Genomic DNA, 23640 nt, shown 5'->3' with positions numbered 1-23640 from the left:
AAGGATATCCTTGTCATGGCTTTTTTTGATGCTTTAGGGCAACAAAATTTTTTACTATACGCCTTATTGGCTGGCTGGCTAGCGAGCTTAGGATGTGGCGTCATGGGGTCTTATGTCGTTGTAAAGCGTATTGGCTATCTGGCAGGCAGTATTGCACATACGGTTCTTGGTGGCATGGGATTCGCTTATTATCTTGGTGTAAATCCCTTATCTGGCGCACTGATTAGCGCCATTTTGGCTGCCTTACTGATTGGATGGGTCAGTCTAAAATACAAACATCAAGAAGATACTTTAACAGGTGCTTTATTTGCTTTAGGTATGGCAACGGGCGTGCTGTTTATTAGTCAAACGCCAGGCTATAACGTGGATTTGATGAGTTATCTTTTTGGTAATATTTTAATGGTGACTGAACAGCAGCTTATATGGATGGCAGTTGCTGATGTCATCATATTATTGCTTGTCATTATTTTTTATCCCATCTTCCAAGCCTTATGCCTAGATGAAGAATTCGCTCATTTACGTGGTATTTCAGTCGCTTTTTTCTATATGCTACTTTTGTGCATGGTTGCAGTCACGGTTGTTTTACTAATCCAAGTGGTTGGCCTCATTTTAGTCATTGCTTTGCTGACTCTGCCAGCGGCAATTGCTTCTCAATATGCAGGGCGTTTGGTACATATGATGTTGGGGGCAAGTTTATTAGGGATGCTCTTCACCAGTGGCGGATTAGTGGTATCCTATGAATACGATCTTCCCGCTGGCGCAAGTATGGTCGTGCTGGCAGGGATTGTGTATCTGGTCTCTTCTTTTATCAATTACTTAAAACCACGCTGGTCGGGAGTTTCTTCCGCACGGGCGCCTGAGCAAGAAATCAATTCCCATGAGTAAAACTTTCTGGAAAGCACAAGAATATCAACAACAACCTTTGGATTTAGCAGAAACCTTACCCAAGCTGAATTTTAATCAAGAAGGTTTAATTGCAGCGATTGCTCAACAGCATGATACGGGTGAAGTTTTAATGTTAGCTTGGATGAACTTAGCCGCGATTCAAGCAACGTTAGCAGAAGGGCGTGTGTGCTACTGGTCACGTTCGCGCCAGCAACTATGGCGTAAAGGTGAAACCTCAGGGCAAATGCAAACTTTAATGAGTATGGCCATTGATTGTGATGGTGATGCGCTTTTATTGCAAGTGGATCAAATCGGGCCTGCTTGTCATACAGGACGTAGACATTGCTTTTTTCATCAAGTTGATACGCAACACCAGCACATTCATACGCAAGGCGAGGTTTTAATTGATGCAAAAACTTTATACGGCCATAAATAACGCCTTTGTTTTTTTGCTTTCGCTACTGGTGAAATTTTATCGCTATGCCATTAGTCCTATGATGGCGAGTCATTGCCGTTTTGAACCAAGCTGTTCAGCGTATATGCTAGAAGCCTTACAGGAACAAGGTGCGATCAAAGGGTTATATTTAGGAATCAAACGTATTTTACGTTGTCATCCTTGGAGCCCTGGTGGTTATGATCCGGTACCTAAAAAATCTTGCTGTGTCGATATTTCTCAACAACCTTAAAGTCTTGTACCGCCTTAAGCCTAGGCGGTTTTTTAATTTGCCATCTATTACGTAATACATTTTACGTAAATTAAATAGTGCGTCTAAAAAACCTGCATCCAGCTATCCTATCCCCCCTCTTTTAACTTTCTTTAATTGCTATTAAAAAAAGAATAAGTGAAAGGTATGTTTTTGCACGTACTAAGGGGAAGAAACTTTTAAAATCTACAAATCCCCTTCTTGGCTAAGGGGAAGGCGAAAGACTTGCCTGATAAGCCACCAAACCAAGCCTTTCTCACTTATAGCTTTGCTTTCAGTGGGTACTTTTCGGGATGCTTAAAAAACATCCCCGATTCACAGCCAAGTATATTATTTGTGTAAGGTAAGGCGCTGCAAATTGGCAAGGGCTCTTGCTTGCGCGTGATCTTCTTCGATAGCTTCTCGGTTGAGTGCGCTACATACTTCCAAGGTGTCCGGCGTTAATGCACGCGCAAAGACACGCTGACGATCTGCTTGATAAAAATTCAGCGGTAGAAAATGCAGTTCATTAGCATCTTGCGGCAAGTGGCCCGTGTTCGCCAAGGGTGAGCGTGAATACACAAGCTCAAAATGATCATCGATCACAATCCCAATTTCTTGCCATTGTTGGTAAGGCGTATTCGGTTTTAATACAGGCTGAAAATATCTGCGCTTAATACGCCCAACATAATAAGGGAAGGGCGCTTCCCCACCAGCTTGTATACAAGCATGATTAATCACCAAGGTACGAGCGCCAGGACACAAATCCAATAACCCCAAAGCGACTCCTGTTTTCGTGGTGACCTGATCCGGCTGGGTTTCTTGTGTTGTAATAGGACCATGCAGTATTAATTCTGGCAGTGCTGGATAATTTTCTTGCGCACGCGCAAATGCTGGTAGCAAATAGCGCGAACGGCTTGCATTACCTGCGAGCAACACATGCACTTTTTCGGGCTCATGCGCTTGATCTAACCAAGCTTGTTGCATCGCAAGCAAAAACTTCTCAGCACCCTCGTACAGGCGTTTTTGCAAATAAGCTTCTAATTTTTCATAATCTACAGCCAATTCTAGATGCTTGGATTCCCCTGTACGCTTTACTAATTTTACTTTCACAAGTCCTTGCTGGCTTTGCTTTCCTTCTTCCCAAAAAGCACGTAAACGCCCTATTAATACTTGGGTATTGGTTCGTGCCGTTTGCGTAGATGCAATCAACATTTCCGCACCCAAAAAAGGTTCTGCATCCAAAGGACAAGTGATCACAATTTGTTCTTGGCGCAGGCTGGCTTCATTCTCCTTGAAAACCAAATACGCCAAATGCTCTAATAGATTTTCACCACCAAGAAACTTATCCCCCGCTGCACCAAAATGCTCGAAAACAAATTCATAGCCTTGGTCTTCCTCTTCTGGCGTTGGCTCCCGGTATACACCAAAATCAAAATCCGTTGTTCCCCCGCCAAAATCAAAGACCGCATAACTGACGCCCTCTAGGGTGGGCTCGATTCCATGGAAAGGCAAAGCAGCGACGGCAAAGGCTGCCGGTTCAGACGCACGTTCTTGCACACAAAAGGTATCAAAAGCGGGTTGATTTACCAAAGAAGCAGGCAAACTCCTTTGTAAACCACGGCGGAAAGACGCCAAAATGTTATCTTTCACCACCTGCGGATAAGCCACCGGAAAGGTCATATAATATTGCAGAAAAATCCCACGCTGACGCCAGTTGATGCTTAAGCCCAAAAAGTAAGCGTATAACTCAATGGGATCAAAAGGGTCCTGTTCGCTTACGCTTAAAGCTTGGCCTTTTACTGGATTGCGCAAGGTTAATTTAGGCAAGATAATCTCTTGCTGACGTGCACGATCTTGCAAAATAACAAGATTTTGATCGCTTTGATGCAAAGCCCAGTGTTTTAACCTGGTCAAAATACTGGCCACAACCCCCACTTCGTTTTCGTTATCACGTAAACTTGCAAGTGCCTCATGCGAGGCGCGTACATCTCCCCAACGCACCGGCGGACGATAAGCCACTTGTTGCCAAGGCGTACACAAGGCTTGCCAATCCACAATTTCTAGCAAGGTCGGATTTTCGAAATGCTCAGCCTGAACTGGACTATAAAAATCCTTGACTCCAACACGCAGTAAACGTTTTTTACCCCCTTCGCGATAGGCCACCACAGTGCTACTCGTCCCAAAGTCAATCGCAACTGGCCAAGCCTGCACATCTTGTGTTGGATTGCGTGCACGCACTCCTAAAGCAGCTAATTCCTCGGCGGACGTTCCCCAAAGCTCCCATAAACCTTTTGTAGGATCTGTTAAATCAGCAGGCTCTAACTCAGGTAAAGGGCTGCTCCTTGCATCCAGAGCACGGAAGGCCACACTAGCTTGTGCCTGGACCAATGCACATGGAGCTTGCCTTAATCCCTGTACAAAAGCCGCTACATTGGGGGTGTTGCTAGATGGACGATAGTGTGTGTGCAACTGGCGGGTTAAATCTGGGGTATTGGCAATCAGGCGTCCCCCTTGTTGCTGGCTTAGCCTTAATAGCGCATCCCAAGTGATTCTTATCATTCCCAAGCAATAGCCATAATCATCATCACTATCCCTCGGGCTAGGCTGGCTGTCATCAAGATCAATTTCCCCTGCTACCGTTAGCCAGTCGTATCGATGAAATAAGCGTGCATTCTTGCCCTGGCGCATTGGGTTTTCTGGCGTTTGTGCAAAGCTAACCAAGGCCTCTACACTGGGTAACTGCCAGGCTTGGCCCTGCCAACACGGCTTTTCTATTAGCAATGATTTGCCGTCACTTATCTTAAATAAGGAAAAATCACCCACACTTATAGGTAAACACCATAGCCTTTGGTGCTGGCGCTCGTATAAGTAGGCGTCTTCCCCCAGCACCAGCCAATAAAAGGGGGCATTTAAGGAAGCCAATACCGGCTGACAAGCCGCCCATAGGGCTGCGGTTAAACTTTGGGTTAAGGCGGCTTCATCCACAAAAGCTTGTAAACACTGAGGGGCCGCTTGCTTGCTGATACGGATTTGTTGTTGTAAGTGCTGAATTTCTTGCTGTAAAAGCTCGGACATGGGTTGCTTCCTTCCATAGGGTTAAAATATGGCCGCCAAGGTTTTTTCTGTCATTAACTGGCAAGCCTCCCCTTCACAGGGGAGGGCCTCGCGTTTATATTGCCAATCTGTGTAAAAGAGAGGGAACTAACCCAAAGTAATCTTTTGTTGATTACTGATTTCTCCCGCTTCGACAGCTTCACGATGAACCCCAGTACAAAGCTCAATTTGATAAGGGGTTAATGGACGCACAAACACCTTATGCCCTTGGGCATGGACGAAAGTTAAACGCTGATGAATTAAGGTAGGATCATCCTGTGCGAGCAAACCTGTATTGGCAGCAGGGGATTGAGAGCTTACCAAGGTAAAGGTATTTTCACGGACTGGGCCGGCTTCCTGCCAGACACCATAAGGTGCGTGGCGTTTTAGCGCAGGCTGGAATTGACGGCGGCGAATAGCTCCCACATAAAAATTAAAAGGTGCCTCCCCTTGGCTGGTTAAAGCAGCGCGATTGACAATCGCCATAGGTGAACCGGGGCACAAGTCCAATAACCCCAAAGCCACCCCTGTTTTAGTCGTCGCTTGATAAGGATCTTGAGGGTTTTCTGTAATGGGTTGGAAGAGCACAAATTCAGGCACAGACTTGCCAAATATCTGATGTACCCAAGCTTGCACCTCCTCACTGCCGGCTTTGGCAAGGGCTAATGCTGTTTCGTCGGTTTCTTCTCCTTGAGCCCCCTCAGCGGTGGGTGCGATCCATGCAAATAATCTCTGCAATCTTGGTGATAAGCTGGCATTCCCAGCCAGGAAAAGATGGACTTTTTCCGGCATCAAATCCGCTTCAGTAAAGGCTTTATGTAACGCGGTAAAAAAGTTTTTCACTCCCTGTAATAAGCGCTGCTGCAAAAATGCCTCTAAGTCCTCATAAGGGAGACTGAGTTCGCAGTTGACTTCCTGCCCTTGGCGATCAAGTAATTTAACCTTTTCAATCCCTTGGCTGTTATGCTCGTTTTTCTCCCAGAAAGCGCGCAAACGTCCCATTAAAACTTGGGTATTGGTAGCAGCGGCTTGGGTTTGCTCTAATAACAGCTCACTACCGGGGAAATCCTCCCCATCCAGAGGTTGCGTAAAAGCTAGGGATTTGCTGCGGCAAAGGTCTAAATTGGCTTTAAACGTCTCATATGCCAAATGCTCTAACAAGTTTTCACCACCGAGGAACTTATCCCCCGCAGCGCCAAAATGTTCTAGCACTTCCTCATAGCCTTGGTCTTCTTCTTCGGCGTTTGGCTCTCGGTATACACCAAAATCAAAATCCGCTGTCCCACCGCCAAAATCAAACACCCCATAGGCTTGGCCTGCCGCTGTGGGTTGAATCCCAAAATAGGGCAAGGCCGTTGCTGCAAAAGCCGCAGGTTCAGACGCGCGCTCTTCCACGCTAAAATCATCAAACTGTGGCGAATTAAGCAAAGTTTGCGGCAAACTCCTTTGCAAGCCACGACGGAAAGAAGACAAGATTTTATCTTTCACTGCCTGCGGATAAGCCACCGGAAAGGTCATGTAATATTGCAGAAAAATCCCGCGCTGACGCCAGTTGATGCTTAAGCCCAAAAAGTAGGCATATAACTCAATCGGATCTAAAGGATACTCTGAATCCACCTGCAAGGCTTGGCCTTTGGTTGGGTTCCTTAAGGTGAGCGGGGCTAAGGTAAAGGCTTGCCCTTGTACCTGATCACAGAGGCGAATGCTAGTATCCTGGGTATCACGCAAAGCCCATTGCTTCATCTTGGCCAAGATACTGGCCGTAATCCGCGTATCCCCTTCATTATCGCGTAAACTGGCTAAGGCCTCGTGCGAACATCGCATCGCGCCCCAGGGTATCCGTGGACGATAAGGGGTACTTTGCCAGGCTTGCATACTTGTGGCGATATCCACAAATTCTAAAATGGTGGGGTTTTCAAAATGAATCTGTTCAACTGGGCTGGTAAAATCCTTCACCCCAATCCGAATCAGCTTTTTACGCCCCTGCTCCAAATACCCCACCACAGTGCTACTGGTCCCAAAATCAATCGCCACCGGGCACGCCCGCACATCTAAGGCGGGGTTACGCGCTTGGGCTGCGAGATCTTCTAATGTTTCCGCGGGTAAGCCCCACAATTCCCATAACCCCAGATCTTGCATTTGCTGCACTGTTAATGGGGGTAAAGGGCTAATCTCAGCATCCAGATGCGTCAAGCTTTGCATCACTAACGCCCGCACCCGCGCAGGGATTTGCTGATCAAAATCCGGTAAATCCGGTAAATCTGCATTATTAGGCAAATCCTGTAAACTTTGCTGAAGTTGCGCCAAGTTAGGGGTATCCCCGCCGTGCAGGGCCTCTTGAGTTTCGGTGGAAACTGGGCTGGCGGCCACTAAACGCCACCCCTTATCAGCACAAAGCGCGAGCAAATCGGCCCAAGTATGCTGGCCATAGGCCTTGATGACCCCGAGGCAGGCGCCTTTTCCATCTTTTGTAGGGTCTGTAAACGCATTATCAAGATTTATCCACCCTGCGGTTGTTAGCCAGTGGTATCGATTAAATAAGCGTGCATTGCTGCCCTGGCGCATCGGGTTATTTGGCGTTTGTGCAAAAGTGTGCAGCTCGTCCGCGCTGGGTAATTGCCAGCGCTGGTGGGCTTCCACACCTGTATCTTGGCTGAGGCGGGTTTGGGCGGCCTTTGTATCCAGATCCTCCAAATCCTTAGGGATTTGCCATACCCAATGGGTACGGGCTTCTAATAAAAACACTTCCTCAGCTTGTACTAGCCAATAAAATGCTTGTTGCGGGGCCTGTGCCAGCTGGACATGGCGCGCTTTAATCACAGGTACCACTTCCGCCATCAGGGTGGTGACTAAGCTTTTAGGATGCAGCAAAGGCTGTAAGCTTGCAGGTAAACGCCGGACCTGCTGCTGGACTTGGCGACCAATTTGCGCCCCTATCTGGTGTGCCACCCGCACAGGGATTTTATGATACCAAGCATCTAAAGCACGGAAGGCCGCACTAGCTTGTACCTGGGCCAATGCGCATGGAGCTTGCTTTAATCCCTGTACAAAAGCCGCTGTATCAATGATGCTGTCAGATAGATCATAGTGTGTGTGCAATTGGCGGGTTAAATCTGGGGTATTGGCAATTAGGCATCCCCCTTGTTGCTGGCTTAGCCTTAATAGCGCATCCCAAGTGATGCGGATTACCCCCAAAAAATAGCCCTTATAACCATCCGTCGGGCTAGGCTGGCGGTCATCAAGATCAAGGTGCCCTGCTGCCGTTAGCCAGCTCCATTGACCAAATAAGCGTGTGCTGTCCCGGCGCATTGGGTTTTCTGGCGTTTGTGCAAAGCTAACCAAGGCCTCTACACTGGGTAACTTCCAAGCTTGGCCCTGCCAGCACCGCTTTTCTATTGGCAATGATTTGCCGGCACTTATCTTAAATAAGGAAAAATCACCCACACCTGTAGGTAAACACCATAGCCTTTGGTGCTGGCGCTCGTATAAGTAGGCGTCTTCCCCCAGCACCAGCCAATAAAAGGGGTCTTTTAAGGAGGCACTTAAGGAAGCCAATACCGGCTGATAAGCCGCCCATAGGGGGTTAAGTTCTGCGGTTAAACTTTGGGTTAAGGCGGCTTCATCCACAAAAGCTTGTAAACACTGAGGGGCCGCCTGCTTGCCTATACGGATTTGTTGTTGTAAGTGCTGAATTTCTTGCTGTAAAAGCTCGGACATGGGTTGCTTCCCTCCATAGAATTAACGTGTGGCCACCAAGGGTTTTTTCTGTAATTTACCGGCGGCATTTTCAATCCCCGGCAACCAGACTTGGTACACAGTTTCCCCTTGCGCAGTGGCACGCGTATGGATTTGATGATCAAATCCACCAGGGCAAGGGGGCGTCACTAAGCCAGCTTGGCGCTGGTTTAAGGTCAAATTGTAATAAGCAAGGGCGCTCTGCAAGATATGGCTTTCTGTACTTGTGGCGGGGCGTGCTTGGCGTTTGCAACGGCTGGCCAGAATGTCCCACACTTCTAACACTTGATCCCATTGACTGGCACGGGCCAACAAACGCATTAAGGCCGCTGCTGGGGTTTCCTCCGCCAGCAACCAAAGCTCGGCAATCTCAGCATCGGCTTGCACCTGAGCGAGGAAAGCACGCGCAGCGGCAAAATCTTGATAAAAAATATCCGCGGGTGATGGCAAAGGATCGGGCATTACAGGCATTGCGGGCGCGGCAACTAGGGCCTCTTCCACCTCAGGCATCACAAGCGCTTTGGGTGGCTTGCTGGCCTCTTCTGCGGATTCTGCGGCCTGCTGGGGTGCTGGGTTCACTGGCAGCAAGGCGCGGATGAGATCTTGGACTTGGGGATCATATTCCAGTAATAACAACAAATCGTTATAAACAAGTCTTTCCCTAAAAAAACGAGTTTGATTTTTTAACTCTGCTAAACGTTCTTTTTGCTGTTGATCCATGGTGGTGGTCTCCATTAGTTGAAAAAAAAAGCCATTTCTGCGCGTACTTGTGGTTGCTTGGGTAAGCTTTGGCAAAAGGCGCGGATTTGGGTTTGCTGGGATGGGGGCAAGGCTTGTAAGCGTTTTTTCATCACTTCAATCACGCCTGCACTAGGTTCACGAATTGGCGAGGGCACTTCTGGCACCTGTAAGCTAGACGCCAACAAGGCCAATTCATCAGGGCGAATCGTGCTCCAAAACTCTTTGTAAATAATGGGTAAATAGGTCACCAAGCCTTCTAAGGATAAGTTTGTCGGTTGGTAGACTGCCTTTGCTTGTTGATCTTGCAATGCTTGGCGTAACTCGGCCACTTCTTGGATCAGTGCGGCCTTATCAAAAGCGAGCGCTGCTTTTTCTTGTTGGCAATGCTCAAGTTGCGCTTGCCAGTGCGCTGCTTGTTTCTCTAGCGTGTGCGCGGCCGATGCCAAACCTTGCACGGGCATTAATTGCGGAAGGAGAGACGCTTGTACCCATGCCTGCAAGTGGGCGAGATCTTGCGTCTGCTGATCGGTTGCAGGGGCCGCCTGCGGAGATAAAAAAGCTAACCACAAAGGCCATTGCATCAGGTGCCAATGCTGTAAACCATAGGTTTTGGCCGTGAGCAAGGGGGTTAACTCGCGGATTTGTGCCGCCTCTACCCAAAAATAGATGCTTATGTCCGCAAGCTCGCCACTTTGGTTATAGTAATCTCGGATTTCTTGTAAAATCTTGTGCCAACCCAAAGCTTGCAGACACAGACAAGGTTCCTCCTTTAAATCCAGCCGTTGCCATTGGCTGGCTTGGTGCTCAAAGACTAGGACTTGGCCTTGATATGCCACCAAGGCTAAACACGTTTCCGCCATGCGGGTGCTCCTGTATCCATGGATCATGTTAAAAAAACCTCCCCGCATTAGCACAGGGAGGCGTGAATAATCGGCTTTTACAAGCCTTCTTGTTGTGCTTTCGCTTTTAATGCCTGCAAGCTCAGTGCATGTGCCGAAGCATCCACAGGCTCACCTAGGCTTTTTTCTGCGGTGAGTAGCTCATCACGTACGGCACGCGTGTCTTTTAAATCCAGCTGGCCAGTAAAATAATCTGTGACCTTATCAAAATCCATGCGTCTATCGACTAAAGAACGCACCCGCCCGCTATGAAAATACTCAGGAGAAAACATAATAAGGCGCAACATGTTCCCCGTTGATCCCTTAGGCAAATCCAGCTTAATCTCTAAGCCTTGTAAACTCACCGCAACCGCCGCACCAAGTTTTTGCTCTACAGGGACTGAATCCGCCTTGATGGGGTCCACTTCAAAAGCACGGATTTTGTTCATGTAATCCTCATATTTTTCAAACTTCTGCGGCACAATCCCTTGATCTGCCGCCTGAATACTTTTTTCCCCGATGTCCTGCATTTTTTCTTCAGGGGCTAACACCTCGTTCGCTTTCGCCACGTTTTCCACCACACTGGCGACACGACCGACGAACGCCGCCCCTTTACCCACTAAGGTGCTCACCGCAGTCCCTATGCCTGTCGCCACAGAACCCACGAGCTTGCCTACCCCAGAAACCACACTCGATGCCACCGAGGTGGCAATACCACAAACTGCACTCCAAAGTCCCATATGCTTGACTCCTGCAAGTAATTTATTCAATGCTGTAACGACAACAACCTTAATAAGGGCGCACGCGCCTCTTGAAAATCTATTTCAGTCACCTTCAGCGCCTGGTGATACCCCTCTAATAAGTAGGTATGCAAACAGGCTAACTCCTCCGTTTTATGTTGATTTTCCGGTTTGATCAAAGTGTCTTGCATTAACGCAAGCACACAAGTCATTAAAGATTCTGGCCCCGCCAGCTCAGGCAAGTGGGCAAGGATCTGATCACTCCAGCGCCTCAAGGCCGCTTGCAACTTGTCATCCTCTTGCGCCCTTTTATAGGAAGGCAGATGGCTCGATTTGAGCAAGCGTATCCATAATTGAATCAATAAGTTGCCCTCATAAACGAGGCAAGCTAACGCTTTAGGGTGCTGCATGGGCTCACATTGGCTCAGATGGGGATATAGCCAATGCCTGTGTTGCCATAATTGCTTTTGCCCTTGGCGCTGCAAATCTTCTTCCAACAAACTCGGGGCATCGGTTTGGGTTAAAGGCTCGATTTGCGCGCGTACCGCGCCATGCCAGCCCCCGCAATACACCAGGGTTTCCCCAGTTTGCAATAAAGGTAAAAAGTCCCGCTGGGCTTCATTGAGTCCCATAGCATCGCCAATACTTCTGCGATCATCGGCGGCAAATAAACGATGCACAATTTTGGTATGGGTGTTTTTCACAACATCCGCAATCAACTTATTCGGGATCTGGTCGGCAATAATCAGCCCCTCGCCATATTTGCGCACCTCTGCCAGCAAGTTAGCGAACATTTCCACCCCGAGTTTACGCGCATCAGATTCACCAGGTTCTGGGCGTGTTAATAAGCGGTGGGCTTCTTCAATCAGGGTTAAATGCTGAAAATCCGGCTGGAGGCGATGGCGTTCTTTAACACATTCTGCTAAGCGGGTAATAATCAACCCCATCAACAAGGCTTTATCTTGTTCAGATTTGATTTCTTCCAACTCAATCACCACTTGACGATCCAGCAACTGCTGAAAATCTAAAGAACGCCTTGTATTGAGCATGGCCCCTTTAATGCCATCGGTGAGGTTGCTCAGACGTGCCACCAAGGAGCCTCGGTATTTTTCCTCAAATTCTTTCCCCATTCCCTTAGAAGCAATTAAAGCATCCAGTTGTGCAATCATATCGCTGAAGATAGGCCAACAAGCACCTTGCACCTCAGGCGCCCAAGGATCTTGATAGAAAAGGTTTCTGCCGCTGTGGGTATCCCAACCATAAGCTTGGTAAGCGCCAATAATGGCCTCTTCCACTAACTGCGGCATAGCCGCTTCCATAGGGTACACAGTGGTCAAGGTGGCCGTTAGCAGACTAATATGGCCTGACAGCTGGTGGCGGGCATTGACTAATTCGAAAGGGTTAAAACGAAAGGGGCTGATATCCTCGCGCCCGACTAAGTAATACTCCACCGCTTGCCCCCGAGCATATAGAGCACGGTATTCGGTTTTTGCTGGCTCAATCACCAAAAATGGCAGACCGGAAGACTCCAGCAAACGCATACAAGTAGTTGTTTTGCCTGAACCTGTCACCCCAGTCACAAACACATGCTTATTTAAATCGGCCAATGCCAAATCGAGCGGATGCGTGTGTAAATGGCGGCCATGGTGTACTAAATGCCCAAGCGGTAAGGCTTTGTCGCTGATTTTGGGCACATTGATCGCAAAATCCACACTGTGGCGCACACGAATTCCAGGAATCTCTCGACTGGGTAACCCCGCCAGCAAAGCTAATTCGCGTGTATTGAGCCAGGTAGCCGCCTGTATTTGTTGTTCCACAGGATCAAAAGGCAGGCTATGAATTAAGCAGGCCTGCTCATCCAGTTGGAGCAAGTTTTGCACGCGCCCTTGTAGAAGATCTGTCAGTTGACGCGTCGGCGTCAGGGGGTAAATTTTGAGTGGCGTCACCCCAGCCTGGTTACCCTGAAAAATTGAGCGCACACTTTGTTTGAGGATTTTAAAAGTTCTTTGATCTGCGGCCCCTAAATAAAGCGAGGTTTTAAACATGCCTTTACTTAAACCTAAACGAAAGCGCTCCAGCAGAGTTTCGCTGACATGCTTTTGCATTTCCTCAAGGCTTTTGTTGGTTCTTTCTCGCGTGAGTGCAAGGCTGCGATTCTCGTTCGTGCCCAGCGTATTAGATTGACTTGTCCCTATGCTTTCCCCTTCTGAGCGCCCAAAGTTCACCCCTTCACTTTGGCTACTACTTTCCCCCGTATTCGCAGATTCAGAGGTGCCCCAACTGGTTCCTTGGGTGTGACTTGTGCCTGTGGTGCTGGATTCTGAGGTACTTGTATTGGTACTTTTACTTGAGCTGCCTGAGGATCGGCTGTCACTCACCCCCTCAGATTTACTACGGCTGTGGCTGCGGCTTTCCCCGGTACTTTGGCTGCCACCTTCATTTTGAGAAATACTTTTGCCCTTGCTTTGACCTTGGGTTTTGTTCTCCGAAACCGTATGCGTCCAGCCTTTATTGGTTCCTTGGCTTTTGCCTGTGGTCTCACTTTGCTGGCTGCCTTGGCTTTCTGAATGCTGGACGTTTTGTTTGACATACGTAGAAATCTGCGTAGAAAATTGATAAATCTGCTCAATCATCTGGTTGATTTCAGTTTCCTGACTAGGCTGAGCCACTAACAAAAGTTGCCAAGATTCACCTTGTAACGCATTGGCAAGGCGCTCAATTCCTTGGAATTCTTGTACCTCCTGATGTTGTGCTTGCTCGTTAAATGACGGCACCCCCTGCACCAAGCCCAAATGGCGGTTAGTATCGAGTATGCGCTGAAACGCCACATCATCCTGCTTCACTTCTTGCAGGCGCACGCCAAGGAAGTTCCCCTCTACCGCGCTTTTTAATTGGCGACTGGCTTCATGGGCTTTGCCGCCTTGCTCAATCACCCCAAGATACAAGCGCACCCCTTGTGGGTCGCCCTTCAGCAAATACGCCAAGGCCGCCTGACTATCGTGCGCAATCGATAACACATTGGCCATCGCCAAACGGTAGCCTTCAGCATGATCTCGGCTGACCTCAGTGACTTGAAAAAAGCGATAATCTAAACGCTCCCCAGTTAACGGAGGATAAAAATGCTCTGGGGTTAATAAAGGTTGTTGCCAGCTAAAATGCGGCATCTGGGCCAAGTCTTGAATCTTGGCTTGCCTATCAACTAAAGCGTGGGGCATATCTTGTTTAAGCGGATGCATACGGATTCCCTGTTAATCCAAAATAAACCAGTGAGTTTCCTGTTTTCATCTTAGCCCCCACCTGTGTCAGGTGGTGGCAAGCAAAACCTGTTAAACTCATCTTTTTTTGCGTGAACTGGGTATTGTATGTCTTTTACTTCTCTCGGCTTATCTCCTTGTGTGCAAAGCCATCTGCAACACCTCGGTTATCAACAACCGACGCCTATTCAAAGCCAAGCGATTGGGCCTTTACTGGCAGGCACAGATCTGCTGGCGGTGGCAGAAACCGGCTCAGGTAAAACTGCCGCCTTTTTATTACCTTTATTAGAAAAAATGCATACAAAAGCACGCAAATTACACGCCCACCAAGTGCGTACTTTGGTGTTAGTGCCCACACGTGAGCTCGCGATCCAAATTCACCAAGCGGCCCTGCGCTATGCCAGTGCCTACCCCAAAGCCTGTACCGCCTTGGCTATTTATGGCGGTGTGTCTATCAATACACAAATGCAGGCAATGCGTACCGGATGCGACCTTATCCTTGCCACACCGGGACGTTTATTGGATTTGCTGGAGAAAAACGCCATTAGCCTCAGTCAAGTTGAGCACTTGGTGTTGGATGAAGCCGATCGTTTATTGGATTTGGGATTTTCAGAAGCGGTACAGACCTTGATGGCTGCCATACCTAAACACTGCCAGCGTGTGTTATTGTCTGCGACCTTCCCGCCTGAGGTACAAACCCTTGCCCAAAGCTTGTTGGTTAATGCCCACCAGCTTGATCTCACCCCGAGCCACACCTTCCCCACTCACTTAAACCAACGCGCACTCCTCGTGGATAAAAACAAACGGACGGCCTTATTACGTCATTTACTCAGCACCCATCCACAGGCGCAATTTCTCGTTTTTGTTGCCAGTAAGCGCGGTGCAGATCAATTAGTGCATAAACTGCATAAATATGGGTTTACGGGTAAAACCTTGCATGCCGATCGCAGCCAAAAAGAACGCCAGTCTGCCTTAGCAAGGTTTCAAGCAGGGGAGATACAAGTTTTGATTGCTACCGATGTGGCCGCACGTGGTTTGGATATTGCTCAACTGGCATTTGTGATCAACTATGATTTGCCGCGTTCCAGTGCAGATTATGTGCATCGTATTGGACGTAGTGCGCGTGCAGGTGCGACAGGTACCGCGATTAGTTTGATCGACCCAGATAGTGAAGCCCATTTCCGTTTAATTGAAAAACGCTACCAAATACGCCTAGAACGCGAATCCCTTGCAGATTTTGCGCCTAGCCCATCGGCTCTCAGCGCACCCACCCCAACTAAAGGCCCAGCCCCTGTGAAAGGCCGACGGAAAAGCAAAAAAGATAAATTGCGCGAAGCTCAGCAGCGCAAGACACACCCAGGGACTTAGGCAAGCTGCATACATCATTAGGGAGAGGAAGAAAAAAAGAGAAGAGAGGAAAAGAAAGGGTGAGTGCCCTCCCGCAAGAGGGCCGCAGCAACACTTACTGATAAAGCACTTACTGATAATAAGCGTTTTCTTTGACACTATGATCGGTTACATCACGAATCCCTGTGAGCTCAGGGATTTTTTCGAGCAAGGTTTTTTCTACCCCATCTTTTAAGGTCAAATCCACAGCGCTACACCCTTGGCAGCCACCCCCAAATTGCAAAATGGCCACCTTCTCTTCGGTGATTTCAATCAGTTTAATTTCACCACCATGCGCCGCCAGCCCAGGGTTAATATCCGCATATAACACATAGTTAATTTGATCAGCTAACGGACTATCTTTATTCACTTTTGGCATTTTGGCATTGGGTGCCTTAATGGTTAACTGGCCGCCCATGCGATCTGGGTTAAAATCCACCACCGCATCTTCTAAAAACGGCAAGCTATTGGCATCAAGGTACACAGTGAAGGCCTCTAATACCAAGGGGTGATCTTTGGCTTCTTCTTCTCCGGGGCGACAATAAGCAAGGCAGGTTTCTGCATAAGGGGTACCAGGCTGAGTAATAAAAACCCGCACACCCATCCCAGAAACCTCCTGCTTGCTGAGCAACTCACTGAGATAGCTTTGTGCGCTTGTGGTGAACTCGATTGTTTTACTCATAAAATTCAATACCTTAAACTTAGTCAATGCGCCAATGGATGCCTGAGGCATCTTCTTACCTGATATGGTACGCCAAACGTTGGCTTTTGAACATACCCAAGTATTTTAATCAGGTATAAAGCCTGACGCAAAAAAGCAGATTTTGTTACACTAGGCTTTCGTTTAATTTTGTGTCCGCGTAGAGAGAATCCCGTATGCTTGATCATCCTTTACATCATGCCCTTCGCCAACGTATTCATATTCTTGATGGCGGTATGGGAACCCAGATTCAAAAGTATGCGCCGAGTGAGGAAGATTACCGCGGGCACAGATTTGCCGATTGGGCCTCAGATATCAAGGGGAATAATGATATTTTGGTGCTGACCCAAGCGGATATGATCGCAGGTATTCATGCGGCCTATTTGAAAGCCGGTGCGGATATTATCGAAACCAATACCTTTAATGCGACCCGCTTATCCCAAGCGGACTACCAGATGCAGGATTTGGTCCCAGAAATTAACGAAGCGGCCGCCCGCCTTGCACGTCAACAAGCGGATTTGTATAGCACCCCAGAGAAACCCCGTTATGTTGCGGGGATCTTAGGCCCAACCAGTCGTACCGCGTCTATCTCCCCCGATGTGAATGATCCGGGCGCTCGTAATGTGACTTTTGATGAGCTGGTCAGCAATTATATTGAGGCAACCCAAGCCCTTATCCGTGGCGGTATTGATTTGGTGATGATAGAAACCATTTTCGATACCTTAAATGCCAAAGCGGCAATTTTTGCGGTACAAGAAGTCTTCGAACGCCAAGGGCGTCACTTACCTGTGATGATCTCTGGCACGATTACCGATGCGTCTGGACGCACCCTTTCGGGGCAAACCACAGAAGCCTTCTGGAACTCGATTCGGCATGCGCAACCCATTTCCGTTGGCTTAAACTGTGCCTTAGGGGCCGAAGAGCTACGCCCTTATTTAGAAGAGTTATCCAATAAAGCGGATACTTTCGTTTCTGCACACCCCAATGCCGGTTTGCCCAATGCCTTTGGGGAATATGACCAAACCCCAGAAGAAATGGCCGCTATCGTACAAGAGTTTGCCGAGTCTGGGTTAGTCAATATTATTGGCGGCTGCTGTGGTACCACACCGGAACATATTGCGGCCATCGCCAAAGCCGTCGCCTCAGCACAAGCACGCCCAGTGCCCGAAATTGCGCCCGCGTGCCGCCTCTCCGGTTTAGAAGCCTTTAATATTGAAGCCCAGTCTTTATTTGTGAATGTCGGTGAGCGCACCAATGTCACCGGCTCCGCCCGGTTTAAGCGTCTGATTATTGAGGAAGACTACACCACTGCCTTAGAAGTGGCTCAGGAGCAAGTTGAAAGCGGTGCCCAAGTGATTGATATCAACATGGACGAGGGTATGCTGGATTCACAAGGGGCGATGGTGCGTTTTTTAAACCTGATTGCCGGTGAGCCCGATATTGCTCGCGTGCCTTTGATGATAGATTCTTCCAAGTGGCCAATTATTGAGGCCGGCTTAAAGTGCACCCAAGGCAAACCCATTGTCAACTCGATTTCCCTAAAAGAAGGGGAGGCAGCTTTCCGCGAGCAAGCCCACTTATGTCGACGCTATGGGGCGGCTGTGATTGTGATGGCCTTTGATGAAGTCGGCCAAGCGGATACTTTTGCACGTAAAATCGAAATTTGTGCGCGCGCTTATCATATTTTGGTCCAAGAGGTCGGCTTCCCCGCAGAAGATATTATCTTTGACCCGAACATTTTTGCGGTAGCCACTGGGATTGAAGAGCATAATAATTACGCCGTAGATTTTATCCAATCGGTCACTTGGATTAAGCAAAATCTCCCCCATGCGATGATCTCCGGCGGTGTATCGAATGTTTCCTTCTCCTTCCGTGGTAATAATCCTGTCCGCGAAGCGATTCACTCTGTCTTTTTATATCATGCCATTCGTGAAGGCATGACAATGGGGATTGTCAATGCTGGTCAGCTGGCGGTGTATGATGATCTGCCTGCCCAGCTCCGTGATGCTGTGGAGGATGTGGTTTTAAACCGTCATCCTGAATCCACTGAACGCCTATTAGAAATTGCCGAGCAGTTTCGTGGTGATGGCCAGACCAACATAGAGAAAAAAGAAGACCAAGCATGGCGCGCCTTACCCGTTAAAGAAAGGATTGCACACGCCTTAGTCAAAGGCATTACCCAATATATCGAAGCAGATACTGAAGAAGCCCGCCAAGCCAGTGCGCGCCCGATTGAGGTGATCGAAGGCCCCCTCATGGAAGGGATGAATGTGGTAGGTGATCTATTTGGCGAAGGCAAAATGTTTTTGCCCCAAGTAGTGAAATCAGCACGGGTGATGAAACAAGCCGTGGCCTATTTAATCCCCTTTATTGAAGCGGAAAAAAACGGTGTACAAAGTGCCAAAGGCCGTATCATTATGGCCACCGTGAAAGGGGATGTGCATGATATTGGAAAAAATATCGTGGGTGTGGTGCTCCAGTGTAATAACTATGAAGTCATTGATCTGGGCGTTATGGTGCCTTGTGAAAAAATCCTACAAGCTGCTCGCGAGCATCAAGCTGATATTATTGGCTTATCAGGCTTGATTACCCCTTCGCTCGACGAAATGGTGCATGTAGCCAAAGAAATGCAGCGCCAAGGGATGGATTTACCCTTGATGATCGGCGGGGCGACGACCTCAAAAGCCCATACAGCAGTTAAAATTGCGCCAGCTTATACAGGGCCTGTGGTGTATGTCACCGATGCTTCCCGCTCTGTAGGGGTGGCCAGTCAATTATTATCTGCTGAGCTTAAACCTGACTTTTTGGCCAAGCTCGCTAGCGAGTATGAACAAGTACGCGAGCGCCAAAGTAAGCGTCAGCCTAAAAGCGCAGATCTTACCTATCAGCAAGCGCTTGCGCGTCGCTTTACCCCAGATTGGCAAAGCTATCCGCCGCCAGCACCACGCCACCTAGGTTTACAGGTTTTTGAAGATTATCCACTAGAAAAATTAATCGAACGCATTGATTGGACACCTTTCTTTATTAGCTGGGATCTTGCTGGTAAATATCCGGCGATTTTGCAAGATGAGATTGTGGGTGAAACCGCACGCAGTTTATTTGCTGATGCGCAACAAGTGTTGGCCGATCTGGTCACCAACAAAAAGTTAACCGCTAAAGCGGTACTTGGTTTATGGCCAGCCAATGCCTGTGGTGATGTGATTGAAGTCTATACAGATGAATCACGCCAACAGGTACAAGCAAAAATCCACGCCATTCGCCAACAAAGTAGCAAGCAGCCGCATTGTTATTCCCTCGCTGATTTTATTGCACCGAAAGAAAGCCAAATCCCAGATTGGATTGGTGGTTTTGCGGTCACTGCTGGGATAGGTGCAGAAGAACTCGCCCAAGCCTATGAAAAAGCTCATGATGATTATCATGCGATTATGATTAAAGCTTTGGCAGATCGGCTGGCGGAGGCCTTCGCAGAGCATTTACATGAGCGTGTTCGTAAAGAATTCTGGGGCTATGGTGCAAAAGAACAGCTTTCAAACGAAGAGCTGATTCGCGAGCGTTACCAAGGGATACGTCCAGCACCTGGCTATCCTGCTTGTCCAGATCACACAGAAAAAGGGGTGCTGTTTGAATTGCTCAATGCCACTGAGCATACTTCCCTGACCCTCACAGAAAGCTATGCCATGTATCCCACAGCGGCAGTTTCTGGCTGGTATTTTGCTCATCCGCAATCCAAGTATTTTAATGTGGGCAAGATTGCCAAAGATCAGGTAGAAGTTTTGGCCGCCAGCAAGGGGATGGGCGTTGCAGAATTAGAACGCTGGTTAATGCCCGTCCTCTCTTATGATCCGGATCGCTAACTAAGCGCCCTTCCTTTTTTATGCCTTTTGTTCTTGCAGATATTTGCAGGAGCAAAGGGCTGCAACGAGTGCTCATATCGGCATGAATCGACACAGCGCCAGCATAAGCCAGCGTATCCAGCATATTCTGGCACTTGCCTTGCCTATTATGGGTGGCATGCTAAGCCAAAGTCTCTTAAATCTTGTCGACGCGGCATTAGTCGGCCAGCTCGGCGAAATCGCCCTTGCCGGTGTCGGCATTGGTGGCTATATCACCTTTATGCTCACCGCTTTACTGATGGGCTTATCTTCTGGGGTGCAAGCGCAAGTTGCTGGTCTCAATGGCGCCCGCCGTTATAGTGAACGGGCGCGTCCTCTTAATGCGGGTATTGTGCTCGCACTTGCCCTAGGCATCCCCTTAACTTCTATCGGTTATTTGCATGCCGATACCCTTGTGGCTTTGCTCAGCCAAGATCTTCAAGTCCAAACCCTTGCCAGTGATTATCTTGCATTACGGGCATTCGCTTTTTTGCCTGTCGCCATTAACTTATGTTTTCGTGGTTATTGGAATGGGATTCATCAAGCAGGTTTGTACCTCAAAATTATTTTGTTAATGCATGGCACTAACGTGATACTTACCTGGTGGTTGATCCAAGGCGGTTTAGGTATCCCCCCGTTAGGCGTCCAAGGTGCCGCTTTAGGCACGAGTCTTTCTGTCACCCTGGGGTGTATTTTGTGGACTTGGCTCACTTGGAAACGAGCCTGCCCCAGTGGTTTTGTATTTAAACCCCCATCTTGGGCTTTAATTTGGAAAACGAGTCAACGTGCTTTGCCCACCTCCGTACAGCAGGCCTTATTTGCTGCAGGCTATGCCGTTTTGTTCTGGATTCTAGGACAAATTGACGCCGCCAGCGTGGCGATTGGTCATGTGTTAGTGAACTTGTCCTTATTGCTGATTTTGCCCGCGGTCGGCCTAGGCATGGCAGCGATGACCTTAGTGGGGCATAGTTTAGGTGCCCGAGCCTTTCAGCAAGCCTATTTGTGGGGATGGGATGTGACTTATGTGGCTTTTGGCTTGCTTTTGCTATTAAGCCTGCCGTTGTTTTTATATCCAGATGTCATTGTTGCTTTATTTCTAACCGATCCTGGATTACAAGCCAGCGCGATTTTCCCCTTACAACTGACCGCCTTAATGATAGTGCTGGATACAGGTGCACTCGTTTTTAATCAGGCTTTACAGGGCATCGGCGCACATAAAGCCGCTATGCAACTGGCTTTAAGTTTGCAGTGGGGGCTATTTTTACCCCTTGCTTGGTGGCTTGGGGTGTATTTAGGTTATGGCTTGCTGGGGATTTGGTGGCTCCAGCTTGCCTATCGTGGTCTACATTCTTGCGGCTTTATTTGGTTGTGGTACCAAGGCTTTCAGAAGTTAAGGCATCACGCAAAAGACACATCAACCTAACTATAAGCAATAAAAATATGATAATTTATTCTTTTTAAGAATAAAACTCCCTTGTTATGGTGCGCAGCATCGACCTTGGTGTTCCCTGTAGATAGGACCCGACATGTACCAATATGATACCTATGATCAAACCTTGGTGAATGAGCGTGTTGCTCAGTTTAAAGACCAAACCCAACGTTATCTTGCTGGTGATTTAAGCGAAGATGAATACCGCCCTTTGCGCCTGCAAAATGGCGTGTATATCCAAAGACATGCGCCCATGCTAAGGGTAGCTATCCCGTATGGCATGTTAAGTGCGCGTCAATTGCGCACCCTAGCGCATATTGCGACTACGTATGACAAGGGCTATGCGCACTTTACCACGCGCCAGAATGTCCAGTTTAACTGGATTCCCTTAGAGAAAATCCCGCAAGTGTTGGATGAGCTCGCCCAAGTAGAAATGCATGCGATCCAAACCAGTGGTAACTGCATTCGCAATACCACCACAGACCAATTTGCCGGCATTGCAGCCGATGAAGTCGCTGACCCACGCCCTTGGTGTGAGCTGATTCGCCAATGGTCCACCTTGCACCCTGAATTTGCTTTCTTACCACGCAAATTTAAAATTGCCGTCAATGGAGCAAAGCAAGATCGCGCGGCGGTACAAGTGCATGATATTGGCCTAGAGCTGGTGCAAGGTGCGCAAGGTTTAGCCTTTAAAGTGTGGGTTGGCGGGGGGTTAGGGCGTACGCCGTTAATCGCGGATGTGATTTGTGAGGCCTTACCTTGGCAACACCTGATCACTTACCTAGAAGCCATCTTGCGTGTCTATAACCAATACGGCCGCCGCGACAATAAATACAAAGCACGGATTAAAATCCTTGTGAAAGCCTTAGGGGTGGACACCTTCCGCGCACGTGTCGAACAAGAATGGCAAGAACTCAAAGATGGCCCCAGCACCCTCACGGAACAAGCAGTTACCTATGCGGCACGCTTTTTCCATGAGCCTGCACGAACCCAAGGTGTAGATACCCAAGCATTTGAGCAAGCACGGGCGCAAAACAAAGCCTTTTCGCGCTTTGTCACCAACAATGTACAAGCCCATAAGGTTTCAGGCTATGCGGCGGTTACCTTATCTTTAAAACATCCCAGCCATGCACCTGGAGATATTAACACCCAACAGATGACGCTTGTGGCTGATCTTGCAGAAAGCTATAGCTTGGGTGAATTGAGAGTCTCCCATAATCAAAACTTGGTGCTCGCGGATGTGCGTCTCGATCAGTTATTTGAGTTATGGCAAATTCTCGACCAGCATCAGTTAGCTTCACCCACGGTGGGCACATTGCAAGATATTATCTGCTGCCCTGGTGGGGATTTTTGTAATCTTGCCAATGCCAAATCGATTCCAATTGCACAAGCCATTCAAGCAAAAATCGACGATCTGGATTATGTCTATGATCTTGGGCCTTTGGATCTCAATATCTCCGGCTGTATGAATGCCTGTGGTCATCACCATATTGGCCATATTGGGATTTTAGGCGTGGATAAAAAAGGGCAAGAGTTCTACCAAATCTCGCTTGGTGGACGCTCAGGTAACCAAGCCAACATAGGGAAAATCCTCGGGCCTTCTTTCGCCCAAGAGGCGATTCCAGAGGTGATTGCCAAGTTGTTGGCCGTGTATGTGGCTCAGCGTCACCCAGAGGAAACCTTTGTTGATACCTATCACCGCATTGGTGCCAAACCCTTTAAGGAAGGTGTGTATGCCTAAGATTATTCGTGATGGCCAGATTGTGGAAGATGCTTGGATTCGTGTCTGTGCGGATGCCAACCAACCTGACACCCAAGATTCCCAAGCCTACTTATTGCCTTTGCACGCTTGGCTAGAAGAAAGCGCACATCCATTACGGGCCCCTTGGTTAGCCAGTGATACTGAGTTAACCGATGCGCTGGCGGCGTCCTTGATGCAAGCCCCTTTGATCGGGATTGATTTTCCTGATTTTAATGATGGCCGCGGTTATACCTTAGCGCGTCAATTACGTACCCGCTATCAGTATCAAGGAGAAATACGCGCGCTTGGGGATGTATTACAGGATCAGCTCTTTTATATGCAGCGCGTGGGCTTTAATGCCTTTGCCCTACGTGCAGATAAAGATCTTCAAGCAGCGTTACAGGCGCTCAAGCCTTTTAGCGTATGTTATCAAGCCGCATCAGACCAAGCACTCCCTTTGTTTATTCAGCGGGCGCAAGGCGCATAAGATTCTTGCGTTT

At 48.4% G+C, this 23640-nt stretch carries 15 protein-coding genes; 8 read left to right on the top strand and 7 right to left on the bottom strand.

Annotated features, from left to right (window positions below):
* Window positions 1-15 precede the first annotated feature (15 nt).
* From BMX05_RS07310 to yidD, 3 genes are read left to right on the top strand one after another with little or no spacing between them, the layout of a single operon-like run.
* Complete coding sequence (locus tag BMX05_RS07310) at window positions 16-885, top strand: metal ABC transporter permease (protein WP_093309481.1); 870 nt, start codon at window positions 16-18, stop codon at window positions 883-885.
* Window positions 878-1321, top strand: a complete 444-nt coding sequence (gene hisI / locus BMX05_RS07305) for a phosphoribosyl-AMP cyclohydrolase (protein ID WP_093309480.1) — start codon at window positions 878-880, stop codon at window positions 1319-1321. Before BMX05_RS07310 ends, hisI begins: the two co-directional genes overlap by 8 nt.
* Window positions 1293-1571 (top strand): membrane protein insertion efficiency factor YidD, encoded by a 279-nt coding sequence (gene yidD, locus BMX05_RS07300; protein ID WP_093309478.1) that lies wholly within the window; start codon window positions 1293-1295, stop codon window positions 1569-1571. The genes hisI and yidD overlap by 29 nt, the downstream gene beginning before the upstream one ends.
* Before the next feature lie 348 nt (window positions 1572-1919).
* Here yidD and BMX05_RS07295 read toward each other — a convergent pair whose 3' ends face one another.
* From BMX05_RS07295 to BMX05_RS07270, 6 genes are all read right to left on the bottom strand, one after another.
* Window positions 1920-4646 carry a hypothetical protein gene (locus BMX05_RS07295; RefSeq protein WP_093309476.1) on the bottom strand — a complete coding sequence of 909 codons (2727 nt, stop codon included), beginning with the start codon at window positions 4644-4646 and terminating at the stop codon, window positions 1920-1922.
* A 126-nt stretch (window positions 4647-4772) separates the two neighbouring features.
* Entirely contained in the window at window positions 4773-8381 is a 3609-nt protein-coding gene (locus BMX05_RS07290; RefSeq protein ID WP_093309474.1) for an Hsp70 family protein, read from the bottom strand.
* Window positions 8382-8402: 21 nt separating this feature from the next.
* Window positions 8403-9119: a hypothetical protein gene (locus BMX05_RS07285; protein ID WP_093309472.1), complete on the bottom strand. Its 717-nt coding sequence runs from the start codon at window positions 9117-9119 to the stop codon at window positions 8403-8405.
* Between the two features lie 14 nt (window positions 9120-9133).
* Window positions 9134-10000 carry a hypothetical protein gene (locus BMX05_RS07280; protein WP_093309470.1) on the bottom strand — a complete coding sequence of 289 codons (867 nt, stop codon included), beginning with the start codon at window positions 9998-10000 and terminating at the stop codon, window positions 9134-9136.
* Between the two features lie 77 nt (window positions 10001-10077).
* Window positions 10078-10758 carry a hypothetical protein gene (locus tag BMX05_RS07275; RefSeq protein WP_093309468.1) on the bottom strand — a complete coding sequence of 227 codons (681 nt, stop codon included), beginning with the start codon at window positions 10756-10758 and terminating at the stop codon, window positions 10078-10080.
* A 26-nt stretch (window positions 10759-10784) separates the two neighbouring features.
* Window positions 10785-13994 (bottom strand): ATP-binding protein, encoded by a 3210-nt coding sequence (locus BMX05_RS07270; RefSeq protein WP_093309465.1) that lies wholly within the window; start codon window positions 13992-13994, stop codon window positions 10785-10787.
* 126 nt (window positions 13995-14120) lie between these two features.
* Between BMX05_RS07270 and BMX05_RS07265 the strand changes: the two genes are divergently transcribed.
* A complete protein-coding gene (locus tag BMX05_RS07265) occupies window positions 14121-15380 on the top strand; it encodes a DEAD/DEAH box helicase (RefSeq protein WP_093309463.1) in 1260 nt (419 codons plus the stop codon).
* A gap of 109 nt (window positions 15381-15489) precedes the next feature.
* Here BMX05_RS07265 and nfuA read toward each other — a convergent pair whose 3' ends face one another.
* On the bottom strand, window positions 15490-16080 hold the full coding sequence (gene nfuA / locus BMX05_RS07260) for a Fe-S biogenesis protein NfuA (protein WP_093309461.1): 591 nt from the start codon (window positions 16078-16080) through the stop codon (window positions 15490-15492).
* A gap of 194 nt (window positions 16081-16274) precedes the next feature.
* Here nfuA and metH point away from each other — a divergent pair, with 194 nt between their 5' ends.
* The 4 genes from metH to BMX05_RS07240 all read left to right on the top strand — a co-directional run bounded on the left by metH (window position 16275) and on the right by BMX05_RS07240 (window position 23627).
* Complete coding sequence (gene metH, locus BMX05_RS07255; RefSeq protein WP_093309459.1) at window positions 16275-19952, top strand: methionine synthase; 3678 nt, start codon at window positions 16275-16277, stop codon at window positions 19950-19952.
* 82 nt (window positions 19953-20034) lie between these two features.
* Complete coding sequence (locus tag BMX05_RS07250) at window positions 20035-21393, top strand: MATE family efflux transporter (RefSeq protein WP_093309456.1); 1359 nt, start codon at window positions 20035-20037, stop codon at window positions 21391-21393.
* A 103-nt stretch (window positions 21394-21496) separates the two neighbouring features.
* A complete protein-coding gene (locus tag BMX05_RS07245) occupies window positions 21497-23140 on the top strand; it encodes a nitrite/sulfite reductase (RefSeq protein WP_093309454.1) in 1644 nt (547 codons plus the stop codon).
* The gene (locus BMX05_RS07240; protein WP_093309452.1) at window positions 23133-23627 is read left to right on the top strand and encodes a DUF934 domain-containing protein; all 495 of its coding nucleotides are present in this window, start codon (window positions 23133-23135) and stop codon (window positions 23625-23627) included. The genes BMX05_RS07245 and BMX05_RS07240 overlap by 8 nt, the downstream gene beginning before the upstream one ends.
* Window positions 23628-23640 lie beyond the last annotated feature (13 nt).

Origin of the sequence: Allopseudospirillum japonicum (genome assembly GCF_900108915.1) — a bacterium.
GTDB lineage: Bacteria > Pseudomonadota > Gammaproteobacteria > Pseudomonadales > Halomonadaceae > Pseudospirillum > Pseudospirillum japonicum.
Note: the sequence above shows the minus strand (reverse complement) of the source record. Positions and strands in the feature narration are given on the sequence as shown.